A 14,066-nucleotide genomic window follows, 5' to 3' on the forward strand; every position below is an offset into this window, starting at 1 on the left:
GGGGCGGCCAATCGGCGCCGGCTATGTGTCCGATAGGGGTTACAGGCGCAGTTGGTGGATCGCCCGGCTGAGCTCGCCGGCGAGGTCCGCCAGCTGATGGCTGGTGCCGGCCGAGTCCACGGTCTGCTGCACGGTGAGCTCGGTGACGTCGCGGATGCCCACCACCGAGCGGGTCATTTCCTCGGCGACCTGGCTCTGCTGCTCGGCGGCCACGGCGATCTGCGTGTTGCTCTCGCGCATCAGCGCCACCGCCGAGGCGATGGCCGCCAGGGCTTCGCCGGCCTCGCGGGCTTCCTCGACGCAGCCGTCGGCCTTGAGCGAGCTCTCCTGCATGAACTCCACGGCATCGCGGGTGCCCGACTGCAGCGCGTTGATCATCTGGGTGATCTCGTCGGTGGAGTCCTGCACGCGCTTGGCCAGGTTGCGCACTTCGTCCGCCACCACCGCAAAGCCTCGGCCCATTTCCCCGGCGCGGGCCGCTTCGATGGCGGCGTTGAGGGCGAGCAGGTTGGTCTGCTCGGCGATCCCGTGGATCACGCTGACCACGCTGCTGATCTTGTGGCTGTCCTGGGCCAGCTGCTGGATCATCTCGGCGGTCTGCTGCACGCCCTGGGACAGCCCGGCGATGGACTGGCCGACGCGGCCGACCACCTGCTGGCCGTTGCCCGCCAGGCGATCGGCTTCCTGCGACTGGTCGCGGGTGTCGGCGGCGTGCTGGGCGATGTGGTGGACGGTGGTGGACATCTCGTTGATCGCGGTGGCGGCCTGGTCGGTCTCGCTCTGCTGGCCGAGCATGCCCTGGCGCACCTGGCCCATGGTGCTGGCGAGGCTGCGCGCACCTTCGTCGAGGCGGCCGGCGGCCTGGGCGACGGTGCCGACCACGCGCTGGTAGCCGGCCTGCATGGCATTGAAGGCAGTGGCCATCTGCCCGACCTCGTCGCGGCTCTCCAGCGGCACGCGGGCGGCCAGGTCGCCGCTCTTCTCCACGTGCAGCATCACGTCGCGCAGGGTCAGCAGGTGGGTGAGGATGAAGCGGATCAGCAGCTGCGAGGCGGCCAGCAGCGCGAGCATCAGCACCATCACGGCGATGGCGTAGGCCGGCGCGCGGTGCTCGAACACGCTCCAGATGTTGGCGCCGGGGGCCAGCACGGCGACCCGCTGGCCGCTGCCCAGGGGCTGGATGTAGGCGCCGGCCAGCGGGCCGAGGCGGCTTTCGGCGCCGCCCAGGTCGACCCAGCCGTTGGCGCGGGCGAGGGCGGAGGCGTCCAGCCCGGGGATCTGCGGCGCGCTGCCGGCAGCGAAGCTCACCAGCGTCTCGCTGCCCGGCAGCGGCGTGGTGGCAGGCCAGTCCTGCAGCAGATGGGCCTGGGCTTCGGCGCCCTGGCGCGCCTGCTGGTTACGCGCATCGAGCTCCTGGTGCATGGCGAACAGCACCAGCAGCAGGGTGGTGACAAAGGCGACCGCGTTTACGGCCCAGAACTTGTACTTGAGGGAGATGTTGCGAATCCAGGCGGCCATGGTTGTCTTCTTGTCGGTCAATAGTGGCAAGGCGACATTATTGTCGTGAATAAGGTGAAGGCTGGCCATTGATGGGGATCAAGCCGCCTTTCACACCCGGGTTAACGGCCGCCGGGGAGTAATCTTGAGAGCGGTTTCACACCTTTGGCAGGTTGAAGAAGCGCCGCGCGCAATCGGTGCTGGCGGCGGCAACCTGTTCGGGGCTTTCGCCGCGGTGCCGGGCCACGCAGGCCAGCACTTCCGGCAGGTAGGCCGGTTCGTTGTGGCCGTGCCTGGGCTTGGGCCGCAGGGTGCGCGGCAGCAGGTAGGGCGCATCGCTCTCCAGCATCAGCCGGCCGGCGGGGATCTCCTTGACCAGCTCCTGCAGGTGGGTGCCGCGGCGTTCGTCGCAGATCCAGCCGGTGATGCCGATGTGCAGGTCCAGGTCCAGGTAGTCGTAGAGCGCGCGGCGCTCGCCGGTGAAGCAATGCACCACGGCGGCGGGCAGGCGGTCGCGGAACTCCCTGAGGATCGCCAGCAGGCGCTCGGCGGCGTCGCGTTCGTGGATGAACACCGGGCGCTGCAATTCGACCGCCAGGGCAAGCTGTTCCTCGAAGGCTTTCTCCTGTTGCGGGCGCGGTGAAAAGTCGCGGTTGAAGTCCAGCCCGCATTCGCCGACGGCGCGTACCCGCTCCTCTTTCAGCAGGCCGCGCAGGGTGCGGGCGCTGTCGCCGTTCCAGTGGCTGGCCTCGTGCGGGTGGACGCCCGCGGTGCAGTAAAGCCGCTGGTTTTCGTCCAGTTGCCGGCACAGTTCCAGGGCCTGTTCGCTGTCGTCCAGGCTGGTGCCGGTCAGCACCAGTTGCACCACGCCGGCCTCGATGGCGCGGGCGACGAGGGCTTCACGTTCCGCCGCGAAGCTCGGGTGCGTGAGGTTGACGCCGATGTCGATCAGTTGCATGGTGCTTCCCTTGGTTCGGGCGAGCAGCATAGCAGAACCTCTGTTTTTCAATAAAAACCTTCAAAAACAGATAGTTGAAGACACTTCTGAAAGTGCTTCCGGAATTCTGGGTTGGCATTCGGCCCTTGCTGTGAGACCCTCGCGCGCCCTCGGCGGCCGGGAACTTGCGGTCAACGCCGCGCTCTGATCGGGCCGGTGCCGTGTGCGAACCCCCTGGAGAGCTGGATGACGCGACTGTTGCTGCTGATGCTGTGCCTGGTGGCCCTGATGCCACTGCCGGCGGCTGCGCGCCTGACCACCCAGCCGGAAAACTGGGAGCAGGAGAGCGACAACCGCCATGACCTGGCGAGCATCCGCGCCGGCGGCGTGCTCCGCGTCCTGGTCAACCAGAGCCGCAACAGCTCCGGCGAGATCAAGGGCGAACCCATCGGCGTCGAATACCGCCGCCTGCGCGCCTTCGAGCAATACCTGAACGACTCCGCCCAGGGCCGCAAGCCGCTCACCATCAAATTCATCCCCAAGGCCAAGGATCAACTGCTCGGTGCGCTGCAGCGCGGCGAGGGCGATCTGGTCGCGCCCGGCGAGGTCCTGCTGGCCCGCGACGGGCAGAAGGTCAGCGCCAGCCTGCCGTGGAAGGAAGACGTTCCGCTGGTGCTGGTGACCCGCCAGGGCAACCGCCGCTTCGTCCGCCTGGAACAGCTCGCCGGCCGCACCGTCACCCTGCCGGCCGGCAGCGCGGCCGGGGAGGCCGTGCAGCGGGTCAACGAGCGCCTGGCCCAGCGCCGGATGGCGCCGCTGGTGCTGGAGTGGACCGACTCCTCGCTGGCCGTGGAAGACGTGCTGGAGATGGTCCAGGCCGGCATCTTCAATTACACCGTGGTCGAGCAGCCCATCGCCGAGCGCTGGGCCAAGGTCTTCACCAAGCTGCGCATCGACCGCCACCTGGTGCTGGACAACACCGAGAGCATGACCTGGTACGTGCGCCGCGATGCGCCGATGCTCAGCGCCAGCGTCAACAGCTTCCTCAAGGACTATCGCCCGCCGGCCGACCAGGACAGCGCCTTCCAGCGCCTCTACCGGCGCGCCTACCAGGTGCGCAACCCGCTGGTGGCCCCCGACCGCAAGCGCCTGGAAGCGGTGCGCCCGACCCTGCAGCGCTTCGCCGAGCAGAACAGCCTCGACTGGCTGGCGTTGGCGGCGGTGGCGTTCAAGGAATCCAACCTCAATGCCAGCGCGCGCGGTTCCGGCGGCGCCACCGGCCTGATGCAGATCACCCCCGCTGCGGCGCGCACCGTGGGCGTGGACACCGTGCACCAGAAGGAAAGCAACGTGCAGGCCGCCAGCCGCTACATGGCGATGCTGCGCAAGCGCTACTTCTCCAGCCCGCGGATCAGCGAGCGCGACCGCATGGCCTTCGTGCTGGCCGCGTACAACGCCGGCCCCGAGCGGATCCAGAGCCTGCGCGCGGAGGCGCGGCGGCAGGGGCTCGACCCGAACCAGTGGTTCTTCCAGGTCGAGCGGGTGGCGGCCGAGCAGCTGGGCATGGGCGTGGTGAACTATGTCAGCAGCATCAACAAGTACTATCTTGCTTATCAGCGTGAGCGTGATGGCCTGGAGCCACGGGAGCGCGTGGCGGCGATCAAGAAGTGATTAATTAATTCGATAGTTATCAGTGTGTTTTTGCGCTTTTTATATCGGAATAATTGTCTATATTGATCCCCAAGCCACCACGGTTGTGGTCAACCTCCCACTGCACAAGGACTCAACATGAACTCGCTGATCAAATCCATCATGACCACCAACGCCGGCGCCGGCCTCGCTGTCCTGCGCATCACCACCGGCCTGACCTTCATGGCGCACGGCTCGCAGAAACTCTTCGGCGCCTTCGGCGGCCCGGGTCTGCAGGGCATGGCGGGCTGGCTGGAATCCCTGGGCGTGACCCCGGGCTACCTGATGGCCACCCTGGCCGGCAGCGCCGAGTTCTTCGGTGGCCTGGCCCTGGTCCTCGGCCTGCTGGTGCGCCTGGCGAGCATCCCGCTGATCGTCGCCATGCTGGTCGCCGTGTTCAGCGTGCACCTGGCCAATGGCTTCTTCATCACCGCCAACGGCTTCGAATACGCCTTCACCCTGACCATGATCAGCGTCGCGTTGCTGATCAGCGGCGCCGGTCCGTTCTCCCTGGACCGCAAGCTGTCCAGCTGATCGCCGGCGGCGAAAAACAAAAGGGCGGACACCTCGGTGTCCGCCCTTTTTCTTTGCTTCAGTGGAACAGGTACTGCACGCCGCCATTGATCAGCCCGCCGCCGACCAGCAGGAAGACGAACAACCCGGCGCCCAGCAGCAGCGGCTTCGGCCCTTCCTGGCGCAGGTCGCCCAGACGGGTCGCCAGCCCCAGGGCGGCCATGGCCATGCCCAGCATCACGTCGTCCAGCTGCTGCAGCGGCGCCAGCCAGCCTTGCGGCACCCAGCCCAGCGAGCGCAGCCCGGTGACCAGCAGGAAGGCCACGGCGAAGCCGGGGATATGCAGCGTGCGGCGCGCGCCCGGCCCGGCGGCTTCGGCGCTGCCGAGGCGGCCGAGGATCAGCAGCGCCGGCGCCAGCAACAGGACCCGCAGCATCTTGCTGATCAGCGCCGCGTCGGCGGCGGCCGGGTCCATGGCGCGGCCGGCGGCGACCACCTGGGCGACTTCGTGGATGGTCGAGCCGCTGAACACGCCGAACGCCTGCTGGCTGCCGAACAGGTTCGGCAGGGCCGCGTAGAGCATCGGGTGCAGCAGCATCGCCAGGGTGCCGAACAGCACGACCGTGGCCACCGCGACGGCGGTGTGCCCGGCGCGCGCCCTGAGCACCGGGCTGCTCGCCATGACCGCCGCGGCGCCGCAGATGGCGCTGCCGGCGCCGATCAGCAGGGCGCTTTCCCGCGGCAGCTTGAGCCAGCGTTCGCCGAGCCACCAGGCCACGCCCAGGGTGCTGGCGACCATCAGCACGTCGATCACCAGCGCGGCCGGGCCGAGGGCGGCGATGTCCTGGAAGGTCAGGCGCAGGCCGTAGAGCACCACGCCCAGGCGCAGCAGGCGCTGGCGGGACAGCTCCACGCCGGGACGCAGGCCGCCGAAGCGGGCCAGCCCGAGGTTGCCCGCCAGCAGGCCGATCAGGATCGCCAGGGTCAGGCTGCCGAGGCCCAGCTGTTGCAGCGCGGGAATCTCCATCAGCCGGCGCGAGGCGAAGGCGATGGCCAGGCAGAGCAGGGCGCCGGGGAGGTAGATGGGCAGGCGGCGGAAGACGTTCATCGAAGGCTCCTTGTGTAAGGTGAAGCCATGGTGCCGCCGACTCGCTTAGTGTAAAAACGGGTTGTTCTTATTGAGTTGACCGGTTTTATCGATATGGCCCCGCGCATCACCCTTCGCCAGTTGGCGACCTTCGCCGCCATCGCCGAGCTGGGCAACGTCACCCAGGCGGCCGCGCGCATCGCCCTCTCGCAGTCGGCGGCCAGCCAGGCGCTGCAGGAACTGGAGCGGGCCCTGGGCACGCGGCTGTTCGACCGCAGTGGCAAGCGCCTGGCGCTGAACGACAACGGCCGCGCCTTCTACCCGAAGGCCAGCGCGCTGCTGGCCCAGGGCGAGGAGCTGGAGAAGCTGTTCGAGTCCGCGCCGGTGCAGCTCAGCCTGGGCGCGAGCCGCAGCATCGGTGGCTATCTGCTGCCGCAGGTGATGGCGGGTTTTCTCGCCGAGCTGCCGGACAGTCGCCTGCAACTGCAGGTGGCCAACAGCCGTGACGTGATCGAGGCGCTGGCCGAATTCCGCCTGGATGTCGCTTTCGTCGAGGCGCCGATCCAGCATCCGCAGATCCAGCTCACGCCCTGGGCCGAGGACGAGCTGCTGCTGGTGGCCGCGCCGGACCACCCGCTGGCGCGGGCCCGGCAGGTCCGGCTGGCGGACCTGGCGGTGGCGCGCTGGGTGTTGCGCGAGGCGGGCTCGGGCACCCGGGTCACCTTCGAGCAGCAGGTGCTGCCGCGCCTGGGCAGCGTGAATGCGCCGCTGGAAATCAGCAACGCCGAGGCGATCAAGCATCTGGTGGAGCGCGGGGCGGGGATCACCTGCCTGTCGCAGCGCGTGGTGCAGGCGGAGCTGGCGCGGGGCGAGCTGGTGCGCCTGGACAATCCGCTGGGGCCGCTGCGCCGCACCTTCTTCCGCGCGCTGCACATCGACAAGTTCCCCACGGCGGGGCTGCGCCGCTTCCTCGACTACGCGCAGTCAGGCGTGGTCTAGCGGCCACTCGCCGAGCGGACGATAGCGCACGCCGCTGGGGCCGTTTTCCGAGCTGAACAGGGTGATCGCGCGGACCGGCCATTCGAAGGACGGCTGCGCGGCCGGCAGGCTGTGGGCGTGGCGTGCCAGCGTCAGGTGCGGGTGGAACGGCCGCTGCTCGACCTCGAAGGCGCTGGCCTGCAGCGCTTCGTGCAGGGCCTGCACCAGCTCGTGGAGTTCGCCGGGCGCCTGGCTCGGCGCCAGGTGCAGGATGCCGTTCCGCCAGCGCGCCAGGTGGTCCAGTTGCAGGGTGAAGGCACGGCGTGGCAGCTTTGCGCCGATCGCCAGCAGCTCCGCCTTGCGGCCCCGCGGGATGGCGCCGAGGAAGGCGAGGGTCAGGTGCAGGTTGGCCTGCGCGACGCTCTGGCCGTCCAGCGGCAGGCCGGCACGCCAGGCGCAGATCGCCTCCGCCAGCGGCGGCGGACAGGGCAGGGCGAAGAACAGCCGCAGCGGGGGTGTGCTCATGAAGGGTTTCCTCGACTGAAGTTGCCTTGACAGTATCGCCGGGCCTTATCTAGGATGCCGCTCAGCGCCGATTTAAGTAGCAACTTGCGGGGCGCGGATGCGGCGAAGCCGACATCGAAATACCGCTAAAGCGCTGGTTTCGGTGTGCCTCTCGCCGCGTCCAGCAGGACCCCAGAGGCGGAGACATGACACCATGACCTGTCCCACCCCGCATGTGCGCCTGGCCCCCATCACCACCGGCCTGGTACGTCGCAACCCGAAGATTCTCCTGGGCGGCCATCACCAGCCCACCCTCGTCCGATACCTGGAAGGCTGGCCCAAGCGCTGGAACGGTTCGCGCACCTTCCTGATCCAGTTCGCCAAAACCGTCGCCGACATCGCCCGCTTTCCTTCCGACAGCTTCGACTTCGCCGTCGTCCAGGCGCCCACTGCCGAGCAGCTGGAATCCACCGTGCGCGAGCTGACCCGCGTGGCCCGGCAGGGGCTGATCACTCGCCGTCCGCCGGCGTTCTGATTCTTTCTCGCTTCCTGTAGCGGCGCCTGCGGGCGCCATTCGCGGACAAGGTCCGCTCCTACGCAAGCGTCCTACGGCGCCGTCAAAGAGAGGCGCGGGGTTCGGCGACGATCAGGGATACTCGATCTCGATCACGAACCACATCTTTTCGCCGGACGGGCTGCGCACCATCACCTCGGCGTCCAGCTCCTTGCCCAGCAGCGCGCGGGCCAGGGGCGAGTCGATGCTGATGTGGTTGTTGCGCAGGTCGAGCTCGTCCGGGCCGACGATGCGATAGCGCGCCTGTTCGCCGTCCTCGTCCTCCAGCGTGACCCAGGCGCCGAAGTACACCTTGTTCGGGTCGGCCGGGCGCTCGCTCACCACCTTGCAGTTTTCCAGGCGCTTGCGCAGGAAGCGCACGCGGCTGTCGATCTCGCGCAGCATCTTCTTGCCGTAGGTGTATTCGGCGTTTTCCGAGCGGTCGCCCTGGGCCGCCGCCTCGCTCACCGACTGGGTGACCTGCGGGCGGCGGACGTTCCACAGTTCGTGCAGCTCGGCGCGCAGGCGCGCTTCGCCTTCGGGGGTGATCAGCGGGGTGCCGGCGGGGCGGGGCGGACGATAACGGCTCATGGCTTCCGGGGTGACGGGGACGATGAGGGGAGTCTACCCGATCAGCCCTCGCGCAGCAGGCGCAACGGGCTGACGCTCAGCGCACGCCGCGTGCCGAGCAGCCCGGCGGCGCCGACCAGCACGGCGCCCAGCACCGGCAGCGCGAGCAGCCAGGGATGCGGGCTCCACGGCAGGTCGAAGACCAGCCGGTAGAGCAGGTAGCTGATCAGCTCGCAGCCCAGCGCCGCCAGCAGCCCGCTGACCGCGCCGAGCAGGGCGAACTCGCTGCGCCGGGCGCGCATCAGCAACTGGCGTTCCGCGCCCAGCGCGCGCAGCAGGGCGCCCTGGCGCAGGCGCTCGTCGAGGGTGGCCTGCAGGCCGGCGAAGAGCACCACGAAGCCGGCGGCGAGGACGAACACCAGCACGTATTCCACCGCCAGCGTCACCTGGTCGAGGATGCTGCGCAGCTGCGCGAGCAGCGCGTCCACCGGCAGCAGGGTGACGGTCGGGAAGGCGCGCGCCAGTTCGATCAGGTCGCGCTCCCGGCTGGCCGGCAGGTAGAAGCTGGTCAGGTAGGTTACCGGCAGGTCGGTCAGGGTGCCGGGCTCGAAGACCATGAAGAAGTTCGGCTGGAAATTGTCCCATTTCACCGCGCGCAGGCTGCGCACCTGGGCCTCGCGGGTCTGCCCGGCGACGTTGAAGCTCAGGCGGTCGCCGACTTTCAGGCCGAGGTTGCCGGCGAGCTTTTCCTCCACCGACACGCCGGGCAGCTCGTTGTGCCCGCCCGCCCGCCACCACTGGCCGGCGACGACCTGGTTGCCCGCCGGCAGGCGCGCCGACCAGGTCAGTCCGAGGTCGCGCTGCAGGGCGCGTTCGCTGCGAATGTCCTCGCTCATCGCGTGGACCGGCTGGCCGTTCACCGCCACCAGGCGGCCGGGCACCATCGGGTAGAGGTCCTCGGCGTTGGGCGACAGCGCCTTCACCCGCTGCTCGAAGCTGTCCTTCTCGGCGGGGAGGATGTTCAGTGCGAAATGGTTCGGCGCGTTGGGCGGCAGCTGCGAATGCCAGGTGTCCAGCAGTTCGCCGCGCAGCAGGGCGATCAGCGCCATGGCCAGCAGGATCAGGCCGAAGGCCAGGCTCTGTCCGGCGGCGGCCAGCGGGTAGCGCAGCAACTGGCCGAGGCCCAGGCGCCAGGGCAGGCTGGCGCCCTGCAGCGCGCTACGCAGGCCGCGCAGCGCGAGCAGCAGGATGACGCCGAGGATCGCCGCGGCGATGGCGCCGCCTCCGAGCAGGGCGAGGGTCAGTTTCAGGTCCAGGCTCAGGCGCCACATGATCAGCCCCAGGGCGATCAGTGCGCAGGCGTAGGCCATCCAGGTGCGCATCGGCACCGGCAGCAGGTCGCTGCGCAGCACCCGCAGCGGCGGCACGCGGCCGAGCGCGGCCAGCGGCGGCAGGGCGAAGCCGGCGAGCGCGACGAGGCCGGTGGCGATGCCGGCCAGCGCGGGGACTATCCCGGCTTCGGGAATACGCGGCGGCAGCAGGTTGCCCAGCAGTTGCATCAGGCCGAGCTGCGCGAGCCAGCCGAGGAGGGCGCCGCAGAGGCTGGCGGCCAGTCCCAGCGTGAGCAGCTGGCTTCCGTACAGCAGCAGGGCCTGCCGGCGCGACAGGCCGAGGCAGCGCAGCAGCGCGCTGGCGTCGAAGCGGCGGGTGGCGAAGCGGTTGGCCGAGAGCGCCACGGCGATGCCGGCAAGCAGCACGGCGGCCAGGCTGGCGAGGTTCAGGTAGCGTTCGGCGCGGCCGAGGGCGTCACCGATCTGCCGGTTGCCGTGGTGGGCGTCCTGCAGTCGCTGGTTGGCGGCGAGGCCGTCCTTCGTCGCTTTTCGATAGGCCAGCAGCGCCTCGGGCGTGCCGCCCCACAGGTCGCGGTAGCGCACGCGGCTGCCGGGCTGCACCACGCCGGTGGCGTCCAGGTCCTTGAGGTTCATCAGCACCCGTGGCGTCAGGCTGTAGAAGTCGCCGGCGCGGTCCGGCTCGTAGGTCAGCACGCGGGCGATGCGCAGGCTCTGGCGGCCGATGTCGACGCTGTCGCCGACTTTCAGCTCAAGGCTCGCCAGCAGGCGCGATTCGACCCAGATTTCCCCCGGCTGCGGCCGCCCGCCGGCGACTTCGGTCTGCAGCGGCGCAGGCGCGCTCTTGAGTTCGCCGCGCAGGGGGTAGCTGTCGCCCACCGCCTTGACGCTGCTGAGCTGGATGCCCTGGTCGGTGGCCACCACGCTGGAGAACTCGACGCTGCGCGCGTGCTGCAGGCCGAGCTCGAGGCCGCTGTCGATCTGCTCCTGGCGGGCTGGCTGGGTGCCGCTGAGCACCAGGTCGGCGCCGAGGAATTCGGCGGCGCGTACCAGCATCGCCGCATTCAGCCGGGCGCTGAAGTAGCCGATGGCGGAGCCGGCCGCCACGGCGATCAGCAGGGCGAAGAACAGCACCCGCAGTTCGCCGCTGCGCCCCTCGCGCCACAGCTGGCGCAGGGACAGGCGGAACAGGTTGGGCAGCGACAGTGACTTCATCGGCGAATGTCCGTCAGGGTTCGGCGTGGTCGATCAGGTGGCCGCTTTCCAGGCGGATCAGGCGCTGGCAGCGGTGGGCCAGGCGTTCGTCGTGGGTCACCAGCACCAGGGTGGTGCCGCGCTCGCGGTTGAGCTCGAAGAGCAGGTCGCTGATGCGCTCGCCGGTGGTGGTGTCGAGGTTGCCGGTGGGTTCGTCGGCGAACAGCACGTCAGGCTCGGCGGCGAAGGCGCGGGCGATGGCGACGCGCTGCTGCTCGCCGCCGGAGAGCTGGCGCGGGTAGTGGGTCAGGCGCTGGCCGAGGCCGACGCGGTCGAGCAGCTCGCGGGCGCGTTGCCGGGCGTCCGCGCGGCCGTCGAGCTCCAGCGGCAGCATGACGTTCTCCAGGGCGTTGAGGCTGTCGAGCAGCTGGAAGGACTGGAACACGAAGCCGACGTGGGCGGCGCGCACGCGGGCGCGCTGGTCCTCGTCGAGGCTGCCCAGCGCGTGGCCGAGCAGGACGATGTCGCCGCCGGAGGGCAGGTCGAGTCCAGCGAGCAGGCCGAGCAGGGTGGATTTGCCCGAGCCGGAGCTGCCGACGATGGCCAGGCTGTCGCCGCGGGCGAGGTCGAGGGAGAGGTCGTGGAGGATGGTCAGCTTGCCTTCCGCGCTGGAAACAACCTTGCTAAGGTTCCGCGCGGTGAGAATGCGTTCGCTCATGGAGAATCCGATGCGTGCATGGCTAATGGGCGGCTGCCTGGCGTTGCTTCTGATCACGCAGCAGGCCGCGGCGCAGACGCTGTTGGTCGTCGGCGATAGTATCAGCGCCGGTTTGGGGCTGGATACCAGCCTGGGCTGGGTGAGCCTGCTGGAGCGGCGCCTGAAGGCGCAGGGTTTCGACTACCGGGTGGTCAACGCATCGATCAGCGGCGACACCAGCGCGGGCGGCCTGGCGCGCCTGCCGGCGCTGCTTGCGCAGCAGAAGCCGACGCTGGTGGTGATCGAGTTGGGCGGCAATGACGGGCTGCGCGGAATGGCGCCGGCGCAATTGCAACAGAATCTTGCTTCCATGGTGGCGCAGTCCCGGGATGCGGGCGCCAGGGTGCTGCTGCTGGGCATGAAGCTGCCGCCCAATTACGGGCAGCGCTATACCGATGCGTTCGCCAGGGTGTTCGAGACGATCGCCAAGGAGCAGAAAATCGCCCTGGTGCCGTTCTTCCTCGACGGTGTCGGCGGAGTGCCGGGGATGATGCAGGCGGATGGCATCCATCCGGCGGCGGCCGCGCAGTCCAGGCTGCTCGACAACGTGTGGCCGGCGCTCAAGCCGCTGCTCTGAATTCCGCTGTTTCAAGGCTTCCCCGCGAACCGCCTTTCGGCTATGTTTGCGCACCCTTCTGGAGCCCCTATGCCGCGCCCCGCCTGGACTCACTTCGCCTACCAGCTGATCGAACCCGATGAGCAGCTGGATCTGTTCGCCTGCCGCGAGGTCCGGGTGCATCTCGTTGCGCGCCAGCTGGAATTGGGGACGCCGGCCGATCGCACGCTCTGCGGCAGCCTGCTGCCGGCCCAGCCGCTCTGGCGCGGGCTTGAGAAGCCGCTGCTGCGCGACCGGCGCATCTGCAGCGCCTGCCTGAAGCAGCTGGAACGGGAAAAGCGCGGTGCGCGGGCCTCCTGGCTCGTCTGATATCTCCCAGCGAGGCGCTCGGCAATGGTAAACTGTCGGCCCTTTGCCCATTGTCCCCGTCAAGGATTCCCGGATGTTGTCGCGCGTTATTGCCGCCTGCTCGCTGTCCTTAGCCGCGTTGCTTTCGGCCGGCCCCGTCTCTGCTATTGAATTGCCGCTGCCGCCCCAGGGCGACGATATCGTCGGTCAGGTCCAGGTGATCAAGGCCAAGTACGAAGACACCTTCGCCGACCTCGGCGAGAAGTACGGCCTCGGCTATGCCGAAATGATGGCCGCCAACCCGGGCGTCGATGCCTGGCTGCCGGGCGTGGGCACCGAGGTCATCATTCCGACCCGCTTCGTCCTGCCGCCGGGGCCGCGCGAAGGCGTGGTGATCAACATCGCCGAGTACCGCCTCTATTACTTCCCCAAGGGCAAGAACGTGGTTTACACCTACGCCCTGGGTATCGGCCGCGAAGGCTGGGGTTCGCCGATCGGCGCCACCAGTGTGATCGCCAAGACCAAGGATCCGGCCTGGTACCCGCCGGCGTCGATTCGTGCCGAGCATGCCGCTGATGGTGATCCGCTGCCGTCCGTGGTGCCGCCGGGTCCGGATAACCCGCTGGGCCCGTACAAGATGAGCCTGGGTTTCCATGGCTACCTGATCCACGGCTCGAACAAGAAGTTCGGCATCGGCACTCGCACCAGCCACGGTTGCTTCCGCATGTACAACTGGGATGTGACCGAGCTGTTCTCGATGATCCCGGTGGGAACTCCGGTGCGCATCATCAACGAGCCGTACAAGTTCGGCCGCAGCGAAGGCAAGATCTATCTGGAAGCCCATGCGCCGATCGACGACAAGGGTGATCCGTCGGTGGTCGACAAGCACACTGCGGTGATCAATGCGCTGCTCAAGCGCGAAGATATCGCCAGCCAGATGCAGATGGACTGGGATGTGGTGCGTGAAGTAGTGGCCGCCGAAGACGGTCTGCCGGTCGCCATTGCCCAGCCGCAAGTGCAGGGTTCGCCGGTTGCGGCCACGGTCGATCAGAACGCCATGCCGCTGCAATAACTTGCCGCTGTTTCGAAAGAGCCCGCTTCGAGCGGGCTTTTTCTTGCCCGCACTTTCTATAGGCATGAAAAATCCGCGGGCATAAAAAAACCGACCCCGAGGGGTCGGTTTTCTAACAGATCCGAAGATCTATTACTTGCGGCTGGCTTTGTCCAGCATACGCAGAGCGCGCTCGTTAGCCTCGTCAGCGGTCTGCTGGGCTTTCTGAGCAGCGGCCAGAGCTTCGTCAGCCTTGCGATAGGCTTCGTCAGCACGGGCTTGAGCGCGAGCAGCGGCGTCTTCGGTAGCGGTCAGGCGAGCTTCGGTTTCTTTGGAGTTGCTGCTGCAACCGGTGGCCAGAACGGCAGCCAGGGCCAGAGCAGAGAATTTCAGAACGTTGTTCATCGTGTTCCCCTTAAGGTGGACATTTCCATTAAAAGCAATCTCCCATGACTGGGAAATTAGCCGGACTACATAGTACCC

Annotated in this window: 15 protein-coding genes; 7 read left to right on the top strand and 8 right to left on the bottom strand. The window is 68.4% G+C overall.

Going from position 1 to position 14,066, the window contains the following annotated elements; all coding sequences use genetic code 11:
* Window positions 1–39 precede the first annotated feature (39 nt).
* On the bottom strand, window positions 40–1,518 hold the full coding sequence (locus AC3B6A_RS09730; protein ID WP_488402341.1) for a methyl-accepting chemotaxis protein: 1,479 nt from the start codon (window positions 1,516–1,518) through the stop codon (window positions 40–42).
* A 136-nt stretch (window positions 1,519–1,654) separates the two neighbouring features.
* Window positions 1,655–2,455, bottom strand: coding sequence for a TatD family hydrolase (locus tag AC3B6A_RS09735; RefSeq protein ID WP_488402343.1), 801 nt, complete (start codon window positions 2,453–2,455; stop codon window positions 1,655–1,657).
* Between the two features lie 225 nt (window positions 2,456–2,680).
* Here AC3B6A_RS09735 and AC3B6A_RS09740 point away from each other — a divergent pair, with 225 nt between their 5' ends.
* A complete protein-coding gene (locus tag AC3B6A_RS09740; protein WP_488402344.1) occupies window positions 2,681–4,105 on the top strand; it encodes an MltF family protein in 1,425 nt (474 codons plus the stop codon).
* A gap of 117 nt (window positions 4,106–4,222) precedes the next feature.
* Window positions 4,223–4,657 carry a DoxX family protein gene (locus AC3B6A_RS09745; protein WP_488402346.1) on the top strand — a complete coding sequence of 145 codons (435 nt, stop codon included), beginning with the start codon at window positions 4,223–4,225 and terminating at the stop codon, window positions 4,655–4,657.
* Between the two features lie 58 nt (window positions 4,658–4,715).
* Here AC3B6A_RS09745 and AC3B6A_RS09750 read toward each other — a convergent pair whose 3' ends face one another.
* Complete coding sequence (locus AC3B6A_RS09750) at window positions 4,716–5,744, bottom strand: YeiH family protein (protein WP_488402347.1); 1,029 nt, start codon at window positions 5,742–5,744, stop codon at window positions 4,716–4,718.
* Between the two features lie 93 nt (window positions 5,745–5,837).
* Here AC3B6A_RS09750 and AC3B6A_RS09755 point away from each other — a divergent pair, with 93 nt between their 5' ends.
* Window positions 5,838–6,722: a LysR family transcriptional regulator gene (locus AC3B6A_RS09755; protein ID WP_488402348.1), complete on the top strand. Its 885-nt coding sequence runs from the start codon at window positions 5,838–5,840 to the stop codon at window positions 6,720–6,722.
* Here AC3B6A_RS09755 and thpR read toward each other — a convergent pair.
* On the bottom strand, window positions 6,708–7,226 hold the full coding sequence (gene thpR, locus AC3B6A_RS09760; protein ID WP_488402350.1) for an RNA 2',3'-cyclic phosphodiesterase: 519 nt from the start codon (window positions 7,224–7,226) through the stop codon (window positions 6,708–6,710). The two genes, AC3B6A_RS09755 and thpR, sit on opposite strands and share 15 nt — an antisense overlap.
* A gap of 193 nt (window positions 7,227–7,419) precedes the next feature.
* Between thpR and AC3B6A_RS09765 the strand changes: the two genes are divergently transcribed.
* Window positions 7,420–7,740, top strand: coding sequence for a hypothetical protein (locus tag AC3B6A_RS09765; protein ID WP_488402352.1), 321 nt, complete (start codon window positions 7,420–7,422; stop codon window positions 7,738–7,740).
* 111 nt (window positions 7,741–7,851) lie between these two features.
* On the opposite strand, the gene greB is transcribed toward AC3B6A_RS09765, so the two are convergent.
* Genes greB through AC3B6A_RS09780 form a run of 3 tightly spaced genes read right to left on the bottom strand, consistent with a single transcriptional unit; the run spans window position 7,852 to window position 11,589 of the window.
* Window positions 7,852–8,349 carry a transcription elongation factor GreB gene (gene greB, locus AC3B6A_RS09770; protein ID WP_488402354.1) on the bottom strand — a complete coding sequence of 166 codons (498 nt, stop codon included), beginning with the start codon at window positions 8,347–8,349 and terminating at the stop codon, window positions 7,852–7,854.
* A gap of 41 nt (window positions 8,350–8,390) precedes the next feature.
* Entirely contained in the window at window positions 8,391–10,892 is a 2,502-nt protein-coding gene (locus AC3B6A_RS09775) for an ABC transporter permease (RefSeq protein WP_488402355.1), read from the bottom strand.
* 13 nt (window positions 10,893–10,905) lie between these two features.
* A complete protein-coding gene (locus AC3B6A_RS09780) occupies window positions 10,906–11,589 on the bottom strand; it encodes an ABC transporter ATP-binding protein (protein WP_488402357.1) in 684 nt (227 codons plus the stop codon).
* Window positions 11,590–11,599: 10 nt separating this feature from the next.
* Between AC3B6A_RS09780 and AC3B6A_RS09785 the strand changes: the two genes are divergently transcribed.
* The 3 genes from AC3B6A_RS09785 (at window position 11,600) to AC3B6A_RS09795 (ending at window position 13,604) form a co-directional block, all read left to right on the top strand.
* Window positions 11,600–12,205 (top strand): arylesterase, encoded by a 606-nt coding sequence (locus AC3B6A_RS09785; protein ID WP_488402359.1) that lies wholly within the window; start codon window positions 11,600–11,602, stop codon window positions 12,203–12,205.
* A 69-nt stretch (window positions 12,206–12,274) separates the two neighbouring features.
* Window positions 12,275–12,553: a hypothetical protein gene (locus AC3B6A_RS09790; protein ID WP_488402360.1), complete on the top strand. Its 279-nt coding sequence runs from the start codon at window positions 12,275–12,277 to the stop codon at window positions 12,551–12,553.
* A 73-nt stretch (window positions 12,554–12,626) separates the two neighbouring features.
* Window positions 12,627–13,604: a L,D-transpeptidase family protein gene (locus AC3B6A_RS09795; RefSeq protein ID WP_488402361.1), complete on the top strand. Its 978-nt coding sequence runs from the start codon at window positions 12,627–12,629 to the stop codon at window positions 13,602–13,604.
* A gap of 132 nt (window positions 13,605–13,736) precedes the next feature.
* On the opposite strand, the gene oprI is transcribed toward AC3B6A_RS09795, so the two are convergent.
* Complete coding sequence (oprI, locus tag AC3B6A_RS09800; protein WP_015477867.1) at window positions 13,737–13,988, bottom strand: outer membrane lipoprotein OprI; 252 nt, start codon at window positions 13,986–13,988, stop codon at window positions 13,737–13,739.
* Window positions 13,989–14,066 lie beyond the last annotated feature (78 nt).

This window comes from Pseudomonas sp. B12(2026) (assembly GCF_057767015.1).

Bases quoted from the DNA above. Each gene is read 5' to 3' on its own strand.
- AC3B6A_RS09740 (WP_488402344.1), top strand. From the start codon at position 2,681: ATGACGCGACTGTTGCTGCTGATGCTGTGCCTGGTGGCCCTGATGCCA.
- AC3B6A_RS09790 (WP_488402360.1), top strand. From the start codon at position 12,275: ATGCCGCGCCCCGCCTGGACTCACTTCGCCTACCAGCTGATCGAACCC.
- AC3B6A_RS09735 (WP_488402343.1), bottom strand. From the start codon at position 2,455: ATGCAACTGATCGACATCGGCGTCAACCTCACGCACCCGAGCTTCGCG.
- thpR (WP_488402350.1), bottom strand. From the start codon at position 7,226: ATGAGCACACCCCCGCTGCGGCTGTTCTTCGCCCTGCCCTGTCCGCCG.
- oprI (WP_015477867.1), bottom strand. From the start codon at position 13,988: ATGAACAACGTTCTGAAATTCTCTGCTCTGGCCCTGGCTGCCGTTCTG.
- greB (WP_488402354.1), bottom strand. From the start codon at position 8,349: ATGAGCCGTTATCGTCCGCCCCGCCCCGCCGGCACCCCGCTGATCACC.
- AC3B6A_RS09795 (WP_488402361.1), top strand. From the start codon at position 12,627: ATGTTGTCGCGCGTTATTGCCGCCTGCTCGCTGTCCTTAGCCGCGTTG.
- AC3B6A_RS09785 (WP_488402359.1), top strand. From the start codon at position 11,600: ATGCGTGCATGGCTAATGGGCGGCTGCCTGGCGTTGCTTCTGATCACG.
- AC3B6A_RS09745 (WP_488402346.1), top strand. From the start codon at position 4,223: ATGAACTCGCTGATCAAATCCATCATGACCACCAACGCCGGCGCCGGC.
- AC3B6A_RS09765 (WP_488402352.1), top strand. From the start codon at position 7,420: ATGACCTGTCCCACCCCGCATGTGCGCCTGGCCCCCATCACCACCGGC.
- AC3B6A_RS09730 (WP_488402341.1), bottom strand. From the start codon at position 1,518: ATGGCCGCCTGGATTCGCAACATCTCCCTCAAGTACAAGTTCTGGGCC.
- AC3B6A_RS09780 (WP_488402357.1), bottom strand. From the start codon at position 11,589: ATGAGCGAACGCATTCTCACCGCGCGGAACCTTAGCAAGGTTGTTTCC.
- AC3B6A_RS09775 (WP_488402355.1), bottom strand. From the start codon at position 10,892: ATGAAGTCACTGTCGCTGCCCAACCTGTTCCGCCTGTCCCTGCGCCAG.
- AC3B6A_RS09750 (WP_488402347.1), bottom strand. From the start codon at position 5,744: ATGAACGTCTTCCGCCGCCTGCCCATCTACCTCCCCGGCGCCCTGCTC.
- AC3B6A_RS09755 (WP_488402348.1), top strand. From the start codon at position 5,838: ATGGCCCCGCGCATCACCCTTCGCCAGTTGGCGACCTTCGCCGCCATC.